The 12,499-nt window shown below is 62.5% G+C and carries 10 protein-coding genes; 3 read left to right on the plus strand and 7 right to left on the minus strand.

Annotation, left to right across the window (positions count from 1 at the left end; translation table 11 throughout):
- Positions 1-14: 14 nt before the first annotated feature.
- Entirely contained in the window at positions 15-467 is a 453-nt protein-coding gene (locus XI06_RS12500) for a hypothetical protein (RefSeq protein ID WP_237869259.1), read from the minus strand.
- Between the two features lie 368 nt (positions 468-835).
- Between XI06_RS12500 and XI06_RS12505 the strand changes: the two genes are divergently transcribed.
- Positions 836-1,660 carry an FkbM family methyltransferase gene (locus tag XI06_RS12505; protein ID WP_237869258.1) on the plus strand — a complete coding sequence of 275 codons (825 nt, stop codon included), beginning with the start codon at positions 836-838 and terminating at the stop codon, positions 1,658-1,660.
- A 108-nt stretch (positions 1,661-1,768) separates the two neighbouring features.
- On the opposite strand, the gene XI06_RS12510 is transcribed toward XI06_RS12505, so the two are convergent.
- Complete coding sequence (locus XI06_RS12510) at positions 1,769-2,044, minus strand: hypothetical protein (protein WP_237869257.1); 276 nt, start codon at positions 2,042-2,044, stop codon at positions 1,769-1,771.
- Positions 2,045-2,158: 114 nt separating this feature from the next.
- On the opposite strand from XI06_RS12510, the gene XI06_RS12515 reads away from it, so the two are divergent.
- Together XI06_RS12515 and XI06_RS12520 are read left to right on the plus strand one after the other, a co-directional pair.
- A complete protein-coding gene (locus tag XI06_RS12515; protein ID WP_237891840.1) occupies positions 2,159-2,374 on the plus strand; it encodes a hypothetical protein in 216 nt (71 codons plus the stop codon).
- 261 nt (positions 2,375-2,635) lie between these two features.
- A complete protein-coding gene (locus XI06_RS12520) occupies positions 2,636-3,607 on the plus strand; it encodes an acyl-CoA desaturase (protein WP_271605411.1) in 972 nt (323 codons plus the stop codon).
- Between the two features lie 15 nt (positions 3,608-3,622).
- On the opposite strand, the gene XI06_RS12525 is transcribed toward XI06_RS12520, so the two are convergent.
- From XI06_RS12525 to XI06_RS12545, 5 genes are all read right to left on the minus strand, one after another.
- Positions 3,623-4,138, minus strand: coding sequence for a ParB N-terminal domain-containing protein (locus XI06_RS12525; RefSeq protein ID WP_271605412.1), 516 nt, complete (start codon positions 4,136-4,138; stop codon positions 3,623-3,625).
- Between the two features lie 107 nt (positions 4,139-4,245).
- On the minus strand, positions 4,246-6,495 hold the full coding sequence (locus tag XI06_RS12530) for a hybrid sensor histidine kinase/response regulator (protein WP_271605413.1): 2,250 nt from the start codon (positions 6,493-6,495) through the stop codon (positions 4,246-4,248).
- Positions 6,496-7,468: 973 nt separating this feature from the next.
- Positions 7,469-7,717, minus strand: coding sequence for a DUF2442 domain-containing protein (locus XI06_RS12535; protein WP_237858099.1), 249 nt, complete (start codon positions 7,715-7,717; stop codon positions 7,469-7,471).
- Positions 7,698-7,943 carry a DUF4160 domain-containing protein gene (locus XI06_RS12540; protein WP_237858097.1) on the minus strand — a complete coding sequence of 82 codons (246 nt, stop codon included), beginning with the start codon at positions 7,941-7,943 and terminating at the stop codon, positions 7,698-7,700. The genes XI06_RS12535 and XI06_RS12540 overlap by 20 nt, the downstream gene beginning before the upstream one ends.
- Before the next feature lie 31 nt (positions 7,944-7,974).
- Positions 7,975-11,748, minus strand: a complete 3,774-nt coding sequence (locus XI06_RS12545) for a vitamin B12-dependent ribonucleotide reductase (RefSeq protein WP_271605414.1) — start codon at positions 11,746-11,748, stop codon at positions 7,975-7,977.
- Positions 11,749-12,499: the final 751 nt, after the last annotated feature.

Raw genomic sequence — 12,499 nt, forward strand, 5'->3', positions numbered from 1 at the left:
CGCCGACCTTGTGCTTAGCGCCGTCCCGCACAGTAGCCCAAACCCATGCAGGTCGTCCCGCCGATCGTAAGGGCGCCACTGCCCAGCGCACCCGCGGTTCCTTTCCAGTTGCTGGTTTGGTCGTCTGGGCTGGACAATCCAGAATTCTCGATCGGCATCAGCCGATTGGGCATTTGGGGAGGTCTGTCGGCGTCAAAGAGGTGGGATGGCCATTCATCCTGCAGCCTTGGAGCCGGCGTCGGGATTATCCTCTCATAGATGTAGGGGTGCTCGATCGGCCGAACCACCGGGCTGGTCTCCAGCTTCCAGAAGTTCTGCATCGCCCTTGTCGACGCCTTGCCCGCTTGGACAAGCAATCCGGTCATTTCGGCGATTTCCGCAGGGGGAGGAAGTTTCCCCGCATAGGCCCCGGTGCCGGGTGCACAAACAATGAGAATTGCAGAAGCAGCAAGTATTTTCGCACGCATGGCGGTCCCTCCATGAGCAAATGACTTTGACTGCAAATTATTCGCCAGCTCGGATGGACGCCCGCTGCAGGGCTACCATGCTTGTAATGTTGCTTCTGCAATCCGCGGGGCAAAACGCCCCGGAGAAGCAATATGTCCACCTGCATCTTTGGCGTGTGACGGGGACGATCGGTTCATAACGCCGTTCGAATTGGTCTTCACGGTTGCGCGATTATCCGAAGAGGATGTCCGGTACAGGCTTATTGCGCTGCGCAATTCTGCTGCTCGTTGAGGTTACGCGCTACCCCCGCAACCGTTACCGGGAGCAAGCCTCGCATAAGCGCCCCTTGCGATAACGGCATCCACTTTAATCTCGAGGAGATTCTGCAATGCCGATCGCGGGGCAAAAGCTGGCCTTTGTCATGGCCTCGTCCAACCATGGCACCATGATCGTCAACCGCTTCGACTATCGCATGGTCGGCCCTGACCGCGGCTACGGTGTCGGCTATCAGATCCTGGAAGCGGCGGCTTTCGATCCCGGCGAGGTCAAGATCGCGCTGGAATTGCTGGCCTTGCGGCGCAAGCACCATGGCGACGGTATCATCGCCATCGATTGCGGCGCCAATATCGGCGTGCACACGATCGAATGGGCGTCGGCCATGACCGGCTGGGGCTCGGTGATCGCGGTCGAGGCGCAGGAGCGGATCTATTATGCGCTGGCCGGCAACATCGCCATCAACAACTGCTTCAATGCGCTCGCCGTGCACGCGGCCGTGTCGTCGGAACCGGGCACGATGCAGGTGCCGAACCCGAACTACTTTACTCCGTCGAGCTTCGGCAGCCTGGAGCTGCGCCCGCGCCCCAGCAACGAATTCATCGGCCAAGAGATCGACTACACCAACAACACGGTGCTCGTGCGCAAGATGACGCTGGACGAGCTCAATCTGCCGCGCGTCGATTTCATCAAGATCGACATCGAGGGCATGGAGATGGAGGCGCTCACCGGGGCGCGCGAGACGGTCAGGGCGCATCGCCCGATCCTGCTGATCGAGAAGATCAAGACGGATCTGCGCCAGCTCGAGCAATGGCTTGATGACAACGGCTACCGGTTGATGACGCTCGGCATCAACATTCTCGCCATTCACCAGAGCGATGCGTGCCTGAAGGAGATCAATGCAGCGCAAGGTGCCGGCCGGCAGCCACACGCGGCTTAAGGGAGGGCGGAGGTCTGGGTGAACTGCCGTAGAGTGGGCAAAGGCGCAAAGCGCCGTGCCCACGATCTCTCTCGGTCACAAACAAGGCGAGACTGTTCGCGCGGCGGCCTACCACCAATACGGCCAGCGCCATCCCTCATAGCGAATATAGGACGGCACGAACGGCGGGCCATAGGGGTCGACGCGGTCGTCTTCGGGCCGATAGCGATAGCGTGGCACGACGTTGTAGTCCCACGGCGTCGGCCTGAGCACGGGTGCCGTCACGATGAGCCGCTCCTGGGGCGCGCGCACGACGACGGCCTTCCGCGGACGTGCCTCGGCAGCGGACGTGCCAAGCAACACCAGGGCCGTTCCGAGAGCGCAGGCGATTGTTTTGATCTGCATGTGTTGGCCTCCTTGCTGGAAGAGTGCAAAAGGACGCCCGGCAAGGCAAGCTAATTCCTCCGCTGAACCTTTTGGGCCGCCGGCCGTTCTCTGTGTCAATGGAGAACGAATACAATGATGTTTGATTTGCGGGCCATGGCGATCGCGGCAAGTTTCATTCTGGCGTCCATCGCGGTGGCGGCGGCCGAGGGTCCGCAGGATCAGCCTGCAAAGCCGGCCACGAGCGCGGCCGACCATGCCGGTCCGGCCCATCCGATCCGCGTTATCCTTGCGGCTCCCTGGGAGACAGCCCCGTCCTCGTCAGGCGCACAGGTCACGGTGCAGAAATAGTGCCGTAGGGTGGGCAAAGGCGCCCTTGCGCCTTGCCCACGATCTCTCTCGGGTACAAGCAATGCGTGGGCATGCTTCCGCCTTCGCTCTGCGAGCTACGGCGGCCGCTTTGCCCGCCCTACGACACCGAGATCGCCGTTTTCGCGTTAACCCCCGCGACAGCTGTTGCCATCACCGCGCTTCCACGGGTTGCCCTGGATATCGGGCCTCTGTACCTTCTCGTTGCAGATGAGCTGATGTTGCATCCATGGATTGGCTGAAATGACCGTCGTTGAGGGCGTGGTTGCAGAGGAGGGATCCGGCCGGAACAAGGCGCCGAAAATGCCGCCCGGCGTGCTGGTCGAAGGCCCTGTCGTCGACGCCAAGTTTCGCGATTCCTACATCTCGTTCGCCCTGATGATCGCGGGCTCGATCGGGGCGCTGATCTGGGCCTTCACCTACGGCCTTGGACGCGTGGAGATCTCGGTCTTCCTCGGCATGTTCATGCTGACGACGATGGGAATCGGCTTCATGCATCGCTACTTCGTCCACCGCAGCTATCGCTGCGGTCCTGTGATGCGGACGATCCTGGCTGCGATTGCCACCATGGCGGTGCAGGGCTCGATCCTGAAATGGGTGAGCAACCACCGGCGGCATCATCTTCACTCCGACAAGCCCGGCGACGTGCACAGCCCTTACTATGACGGCTTCGGCCACCGCATCGAAGGCTTCGCCAAGGGGATGGGGCATGCGCAGGGCGGCTGGGTGTGGGACCAGGCAACCACCGATGCCGAATACTACGCAAGGGATATCCTGGCCGATCCTATCGCGATGTTCTTCACCAGGACGCGCTGGTACTGGTACGCGCTGTCGGCGCTGATCATTCCCGGCGGCATCGGCTATGCGGCCGGCGGCGTGCACACGATGATCGGCTGCGTGCTGTTCTCCGGCCTGTTCCGCAGCTACATGATGACGATGGCGACCTCGCTGGTGAACTCGGTGTGCCACAGCGACGGCCGCTGGGGCTACCGCCGCTACCAGCTCGACGACGGCACCACCAACGAGCTGGTCACCACCCTCATCACCTTCGGCGAGGGCCTGCACAACAACCATCACCGCTTTCCGCGCGATGCCTATCTCTCGCACGCCTGGTACGAGATCGACATCAACGGCCTGATTATTTTGGGATTGGGGAAGCTCGGGCTGGTGACCGATATTTTCATTCACCCGGAGAACGAGCGGCGGCGGGACTGAGCGGGTGGCCGGCAATCAGTAGCGGCCGCCGCTGCCTTTTTGCTGCGTGATCCAGTCCGACAATGTTTTCGGGGACGATTTCGCAGGCCGGCCCGGTGATGCCTTCGGATTGTCGCGGACGCCTTTCGTCGGACGGGTACGCAACACTTCCGTTGCGTTGACGCCCCTCAAGGCAGCCGTCGATGCCTCTGCGGCTTCCTTCTCGAGGCGCAACTGTTTCAATCGCGCCATCTTGATGCGCTCTGCCTCGACCTCGGGCCCCTCGGACAGGAACTTTCTGTGCTGCGCAAGCTCGGCCGGAACCACGACACCGATGATGGTGGTCTCGCCGAGCGCCTTGCAGGCTTCGAGCCGCTGCAATCCCTCGACCAGGACGAGGCGGTCTCCCTCGGTCCGGACGGAGATGGGGGCCTGTTGCCCGATGTCCAACATGCTTTCCGCGATCTCTCCGACGATCTCGGGCTTGATGTCCTTCTTCCTTTTCGTGGGAACGAAGATTTTCTCGATCGGGAAGCTTTCCGGCTTGGACATCGCTTGTCCTCCGCGTCTAACCGGTTCCGTTGCAAACCCGGTGGGGTGGGAAGTGTAGGGGTGAAAGGCGCGGTCGCAAAGGTATTTCGGGCGGCGTGGCTGGGGGACTAAGGATCGAGCGGACCTGGCTGACTTGGGAGCCGGCTGCGCAGCAAGTTCACCAGTTCGGCGATCTTGAATGGTTTGGTCAGGATGTAGTCGAATCCGACGCGCTTCATGTTGTTCATGTTGGCTTGCATAGCATCCGCAGTCAGCGCGACGACAGGAATGTGCGCGGTGGAAGGATCTTCGCGCAGGCTCTGCAGAACGTCGAATCCCTTGCCGTCGGACAGGTGAATGTCAGTGATGACGAGATCGGGCTTCACCGATCGCGCAATGGCGATCCCGTCCTTGACGGTCTGCGCGTCGAGCAAGCGGATGCCTCCCGCATTTTCGACGACGCCACGCATCAATTCGAGATTCGGGATCTTGTCCTCGATATAGAGAACCGTATTCCGCGCAAGTGGGGTGGCCGCAGGCAATGGCGTCGCAACCTTCGCTGACGTCGGGGCGCCCTCATCGGCGGCCGGCAGGTCGACCCAGAATTTGCTGCCTTCTCCTTCGGTGCTTTCGAAGTCGATGCGACCGTTCATTGCCAGCACCAGCCGGCGAGTGAGGGCAAGACCGATGCCGGTCCCCTCGACCTGGGTGAGTTCGGCGCCGAGGCGATTGAACGGCTGGAAAATCTGGTCGCGAAGCGCCGGACGGATGCCCGGTCCGGTATCCCGGACGATGAAGCGGACCATGCTGCCGACCGGGATCGCCGACAGCTGAACCCAGCCGCCCGGGATGTTGTACTTGATGGCGTTGCTTCCGAGATTGAGCAGGACCTGGATCAGACGGGTCCGGTCGGCGGTGACGAGCGGAAGGTTTGCCGAGGTGTCCACCGTGAAGACAATGCCGCGCTTGCGGGCCTGGAGCTCCAGCGTGCGGCTCGCTTCGGTCATGATTTCCAGGCAATCGAGCGTCTCGAGGTCGAGCTTGACGTGTCCGGCCTCGAGGCGGGCCATGTCCAATATATCATTGATGACATTTTCGAGGTGCTCGCTCGCCGTCATGATGTTCTCCGTGTAACGAATCTGGCGATCGCGCGCGAGCGCATCTCCCGCCCCGTGCAGCAATTGGGCGAAGCCGGAAATGGCGCCGAGTGGCGTTCGCAACTCGTGGCTCATCGACGCCAGAAATTCCGATTTCGCGCGATTGGCTTGTTCGGCCACCTGCTTTGCGACCACTGCCTCGCGCGTCTCCGCTTCTCTCTGGAGGCGTTCGCGCTCGCGCAGCGCAATCAGGTGCGAGGCTCTGACCAGCGCCTGGCCGACCTCGTCGATCTCGATGATGTCGGTGACCGGAATCGACGGCAGTCCCGGTGACCCCAGTGCAAGGGCCGGGGCGCTGAGCCTCCTGATCGAACGGCTGATGCGGGCACCGAAGATCGCGGCCGCGAGGCAGCCCATCGCAAGCATGGTGCCGGCAATTGCAGCGTTGAACGCGATCGATTGCCGGGCATCCGCAGTCAGATCGGCGAGCGGAATGCCCATGCCGACCGTCCAGCCGGATCGGGGGGAGCGGCTGAAGCTGCTGAAAATCGGGATGCCTTCGACCGTCGTGGTTTCGATGCTGGCCTCGGCGACTTCCGTGAAGCGCCGGACGAATTCAGCCGCGCCCTTCTTGCCGATGAACTGGTCCGGGGCATGCGTGCGCGCGACGATGATGCCGGTGCCATCGAAAATCGCAGCGACCCAGCTCGGCGGAATATTCTGCCTGCGCAGGATCCCGCTCAGGCGATCGGGGGTGATGCCCATGGCCAGCGTGTAGATGATCTTGCCGTTCGCGAGCACCGGCACCTCGACCACGAACACCCAATTGTCGACGACGGGACCGAGGAAAAGATCGGAAACGACGGGTTCGCCGGTTTCGAGGATCCGCCGCACGACGTCGGGCTGTCCATGCCGGGGCAGGGGAGCGCCAAACGGCCGCAGCGTATTGAGGACCTGCTGCGCCGCGGGATCGGTGAGGACGATGTTGGTGCCGGTCAGAACGGTCAGCGCCTCGCGCGCCTGGCCATAGAAGCCCTCGAGGTTGCCGGAGGAGAGATGAGGCGATGTTGCGAGCGCCTGCAGCGCGGATTGCACCCCGTACAACTCGGCATCGACGGCCTGGATCAGCGCGCGGGTGGTGGCAACCGTGCTCTGACCGACAGAAGCGGTATTTTGCCGGTAGGAATGCACGATCATGAAGCCCGCCGCCAGCGTCACTGGCAGAACGCAGGCGATGACCAGGCAGATCAGCCAGAAGCGAATGGTCCTCTGATGCCACATGACGCTCTCGCGCTGGCTCGCAACGATGCAACGTCGTTGCGCGCCGGTGGTCCCACTTGGGAGATTCGACCGTCACTGACGATCGAAACAGAGTTGTCATGACCGTTAGCGACTCACTGGGTCTTGATCCAGCGCAAGATATGTCCGATCGGTCGGAAAGAGTGCTACGAGCGCCAGCGTCCGCGCGCGGCAATCCTCGGGGGATCAACCGTGCGCGACACAACCATTGCGATAGATCGCAGCGCGCAGCGTGGATTGAGCTCTTTGCGAAACCCATCATCTCTCGCCCACGCCCCCAAAAGTCAGACCGCAGATGTGAATTACGCCACAGACGGCGGCCATCCAGTCTGCTTTTCTGTCGCCATCACGCCTCTCATGCGCGCGCTTGGCATTGCGCATCGGGCGCCATCGCATTTCGAAACTGTTGGGTGATCGCTATGGGCGTTTTTCATCGCACAGCCATGCTTTGCAGCTGGTTCATCGAGTCCACCATGAGCGGGTGTACCGAGAGATTTCGCGTGCGCTGAACAAGCGCACAGAGAGTTTCCCGAGGCCCCGCCGGTGACGGACGGGGCTTTTTCATGTTCGCAATCTGCCCATTCCGGATCGGCGGCGCCTTCGCGAGAAGGAGGCAGGGTCATGTGGAAGTATGTTGGATCCGATTTCGCTTTCGACGTGGTGAAAGGAATGGTCGCCGGAATAGCCTCAATGGCCTTTCAGGTCGTGGCGCCGCGCACCTTTCGTGCCGCAAAGCAGTTTCGCGCGCGCTGGGTTGCGAGGAGGGCGGCGAGGCAGGCTGCGAGACAGGCGCGTCGAGATGCGGTGGCGGATGACGAGCGGTGAGGGGCTGATGGTCCGGATGGAGCGCGTAGGGTGAGTTGGGCGTAGCGAATCCCATCAACAGTCGGGGTGGCGTGATGGGTTTCGCAATGGCTCAAGCCATCCTTCGGGCTTTTGCCCGAGAGAGGTTCACCTATGCTGCATGTTCCGGGGATCGCGTCACGTCGCCGCGTCCGGCAAGGAGGCCTGCAACGGATATGTCCTCGTCAAGCGCTTCCCAATGCAAACCGACGCGGCTGAGTTCGACCTGCTCGCGTTCGGCGGGCGTCGCATGCAGCAGACGCGGAAACCATGCGAGCGGTATGCCGAGTGTCCGGCCGTCGGACAGTTCGACCCACATCGTGTGCTCGTCGAAGCGAACGCTAGTTGCCGAAATGGTCATGCCAAGCCTTCAGAAGAAGATCGCGGTTGTCTTCTACCACGCGCAGGATATTCGAAAGTTCCCGCGGATTGAAGCCATAACTGTCGGCGATTGATATGGCGGGCTCAAGCCAGATCTTGGCGTCCCGGCCGCCGCCTTTGACGTGGACATGCGGCGGCTCGGGTGGCTGGCCTTCGTTGGAGAAGAAGTAGTAGCGCAAGCCGCCCTGGCGCAATGCAACTGGCATCTTGGCCTCCGGGCGGCTTGCGCTATTGGTCTTAGCTGCACCCCGTCGTGCTGCCGCACGTATCGCACTTCATGCAGGTGCCATTCCGCACCAGCGTGAAGTTGCCGCACTCTGAGCACATCTCGCCCTCGTAGCCCTTGGCCTTGGCTTCCGCGCGGCGCTCGGCCTTGCTGGGAGCCGCGACCGTTGCGGCGCTGCCGGCCTTGCTCCACTGGAGCGCCTCGAGCTTCTCGGTTGGCGAGAGGTCGTGGGCCACTTCCTGCTTCAGCGCGACTGCGCCTTCGAGGACATCGCCGACCCGCGCGCTCGCGCCGTGTGAGGCCAGCGCCGTGACCTTGCTGCCGCCTGACGGAGCGTTGTCGCTGCCGGAGACGACCGCAGCCGAGCCGCCGCGCATCACCACAAGATTGTCGGTGCGGGAGCGGGTGAGGCCGCGCGACACCAGCTTGGAGGCGTGGTGGCCCGTGTTCTCATCAGGCTCCTTGCCTTCCTCGACGCCCTTGCCGAGCGCGTCGAAATTCGACTCGGTCGGATCGACATGGGCGAGATCGAAGCGCGACATGTAGCTCACCGCCAGTTCGCGGAAGACGTAGTCGAGGATCGAGGTCGCGTACTTGATGCTGTCGTTGCCCTGCACGGGGCCCGCCGGCTCGAAGCGGGTGAAGGTGAAGGCGTCGACATATTCGTCCAGCGGCACGCCGTATTGCAGACCGAGGGAGACCGCGATCGCAAAATTGTTGATGAAGGAGCGGAGCGCTGCGCCTTCCTTGTGCATGTCAATGAAGATCTCGCCGAGACGGCCGTCGTCATATTCGCCGGTGCGCAAATACACCTTGTGGCCGCCGACGACCGCCTTCTGGGTGTAGCCCTTGCGACGATCCGGCATCTTCTCGCGCTCGCGCATCACGATGATGCGCTCGACCAGCTTCTCGACGACCTTCTCCGCAACTTGCGCGGTGCGCGCCGCCATCGGCTTCTCGTGCAGCATCTCGACTGCATCGTCCTCGTCCTCGTCATCGCTGATGAGCTGCGAGTTGAGCGGCTGGCTGAGCTTGGAGCCGTCGCGATAGAGCGCGTTGGCCTTCAGCGCGAGCTTCCACGACAGCATGTAGGCGGACTTGCAGTCCTCCACCGTGGCGTCGTTCGGCATGTTGATGGTCTTGGAGATCGCACCCGAGATGAAGGGCTGGGCAGCGGCCATCATGCGGATGTGGCTCTCGACCGACAGGTAACGCTTGCCGATCTTGCCGCAGGGATTGGCGCAGTCGAACACCGGATAGTGCTCGGCCTTGAGGTGGGGGGCACCTTCCACCGTCATCGCGCCGCAGATGTGGACGTTGGCCGCCTCGATCTCGCGCTTGGTGAAGCCGACGGCCTGGAGCAGGTCGAAGCCCGGAGCCGCAATGGCTTCAGCGCCGATGCCGAGCTGGTCGCGGATGAAATCTTCGCCAAAGGTCCACTTGTTGAAGGCGAACTTGATGTCGAAGGCGGTCGGCAGCGCCTTCTCGACCTTGGCGATGGCTTCATCGGTAAAGCCTTTGGCCTTGAGGGTCGAGGCGTTGATGCCGGGCGCGTTGGAGAGCGAGCCGTGGCCGACGGCGTAGGCTTCGATCTCCGCGATCTCGCTCTCGCGATAGCCGAGCGCGCGCAGCGCCGCGGGGACCGCGCGGTTGATGATCTTGAAGTAGCCGCCGCCGGCGAGCTTCTTGAATTTCACCAGCGCGAAATCAGGCTCGATGCCGGTGGTGTCGCAATCCATGACGAGGCCGATCGTGCCCGTGGGCGCGATGACCGTGGTCTGGGCGTTGCGATAGCCATGCTTTTCGCCAAGCTCGAGCGCCGCATCCCAGGCCGCCTTGGCATGGGCGACGATGTCTTGTTGCGGGCACGAGGCGTGGTCGAGCGGCACAGGGTTGACGCTGAGCGCCTCGTAGCCGGAGGACTCACCATGCGCGGCGCGGCGGTGGTTGCGGATGACGCGCAGCATGTGCGCGGCGTTCTTCTTGTAGCCGGGGAAGGTGCCGAGCTCGGCCGCGATCTCGGCCGAGGTCTTGTAGGTGATGCCGGTCATCACAGCGGTCAGCGCGCCGCAGAGCGCACGGCCTTCCTTGCTGTCATAGGACAGGCCCATGGTCATCAAGAGGCCGCCGATATTGGCGTAGCCGAGGCCGAGCGTGCGGAACTCGTAGGAGAGCTCGGCGATCGCCTTCGACGGGAACTGCGCCATCATCACGGAGATTTCGAGCACGATGGTCCAGAGCTGGCAGAGGTGCTCGTAACCCCCAACGTCGAACTGCTTGGTCTCGGTGTTGTAGAAGGTCAGCAGGTTGGCCGAGGCCAGGTTGCAGGCGGTGTCATCCAGGAACATGTACTCGGAGCACGGGTTCGACGCGCGGATGTCGCCGGACGCCTTGCAGGTGTGCCAGTCGTTCATGGTGGTGTTGAAGTGCAGGCCCGGGTCGGCCGACGCCCAGGCGGCGTAGCCGATCTTCTCCCAGAGGTCGCGCGCCTTCAGCGTCTTCGTCACCTTCTTGGAGGTGCGGGCGTTCAGATTCCAGTCGCCGTCGGTCTCGACAGCGCGGAGGAAGTCGTCCCGGAGCGAGACCGAGTTGTTGGAGTTCTGGCCGGAGACCGTGAGATAGGCTTCGCTGTCCCAGTCGGTGTCGTAGGTGTCGAACTGGATGTCCTTGTAGCCTTGCTTCGCAAACTGGATCACACGCTTGATGTAGTTGTCAGGCACGAGGCTGCGGCGCGCGAGCTTGATCTCGCGGCGGAGCGCTGGGTTCTTCTCGGGGTCGAAGCAATCGTCGCCCGAGCCTTCGCAGTTCACGCAGGCCTTCAGCACCGCTTTCAGATGCTTCTGGTTGATCTTGGAGCCGGTGACGAGGGCGGCGACCTTCTGCTCCTCCTTCACCTTCCAGTCGATATAGGTCTCGATATCGGGGTGATCGACGTCGACGACGACCATCTTGGCCGCGCGGCGCGTGGTGCCGCCCGACTTGATCGCGCCGGCAGCGCGGTCGCCGATCTTGAGGAAGCTCATCAGGCCGGACGAGCGGCCGCCGCCGGACAGCTTCTCGCCTTCGCCACGCAGGCGGGAGAAATTGGAGCCGGTGCCGGAGCCATATTTGAACAGGCGGGCTTCGCGGACCCAGAGATCCATGATGCCGCCCTCGTTGACGAGGTCGTCACCGACGCCCTGGATGAAGCAGGCGTGCGGCTGCGGATGCTCATAGGCCGACTTGGACTTGGTCAGCTTGCCGGTGAAGGGGTCGACGTAATAGTGGCCCTGGCCGGGGCCGTCGATGCCATAGGCCCAATGAAGACCGGTGTTGAACCATTGCGGCGAGTTCGGCGCGACCATCTGCATGGCGAGCATGTAGCGGAGCTCGTCATAGAACGCCTGCGCGTCCTCGTCGGAGGAGAAATACTTGCCCTTCCAGCCCCAATAGGTCCAGCAGCCGGCAAGGCGGTCGAACACCTGCTTTGACGAGAGCTCGCTGACATAGCGCTCCTTCTCAGGCAGAGCGGCCAGCGCCTCGGTGTCGGGCACGGAGCGCCACAGGAAGGAGGGGACGGATTCCTCCTCGACCTTCTTCAGGCGCGCGGCAACGCCGGCCTTGCGAAAGTACTTCTGGGCGAGCACGTCGGAGGCGACCTGCGACCATTCGGCCGGGACCTCGACGCCGTCCATTTTGAACACGACCGAGCCGTCGGGATTCCTGATCTCCGACGTGGTCAGGCGGAATTCGATTCCCGCATAAGGTGACTGTCCCGAAGTGGTGTGGCGCCGCTCAATCCGCATGGTCTTGCCCCGTCCTTATCTTTGACCGGATACGCCCCTCGTTGAAGGCGTCCGGGTCGACATTTCGTTTCGCGTTTCCTTCAGGGCCTTGTCAGGCCCTTGAGCACCGCAGTTCAGCCGGTGGATCCGGCCCAGTTTCTCCCGACGTGATTGATCGATGCGCGCACCGATCATCCGCCGGCATGTCCAGACACATCCGCCCCCAAGGGGATGAGCCCGACATGCGTTCAAACGCCCCACAACGTCACAACGCCACTAGATGCCATCCGAGCCTGTTGCCGGCCCGTTCTGGCGCCCGAAAAATCCGCCTGCCGAGGGCAGACAAGCCCTCATCCCGCTGCCTTCGTCTGGCCTGGCGGAGTGCAGTTATGCGGACCCTTTGGGGGAGTGCCGGCGGGACGCAAACTCACTCGCGCCGAACGGTCCGAAAGCTAGGACTCTCCAAAGCGTCCGTCAAGAACTAGTGCGAGTTCCTGAATCAAATACTAAATATGGTGGATTGCGGGGGATAACAGGGGGCAATGCCCGCACCTGTCTGGACCCAAGTATCAGTGAGTCCTCAGGGATTCCCAACCGAAAAAATTTGCATCCCGTGATGATCCGGACCCTTCATCCCGCTGTTCACAGGGCAGGTATATTTTTGGCCGATGGGATTGCGTCAGGCAGACTCACGTAATGGTACGGAAGCTGAGGGCAGGCATGCCCCCCGAGGTGGTGGTCGGCCGCACGAATCCGCGCCAAGCTGACCTCT

The sequence above is a fragment of the Bradyrhizobium sp. CCBAU 11434 genome, from assembly GCF_028128895.1.
GTDB lineage: Bacteria > Pseudomonadota > Alphaproteobacteria > Rhizobiales > Xanthobacteraceae > Bradyrhizobium > Bradyrhizobium zhengyangense.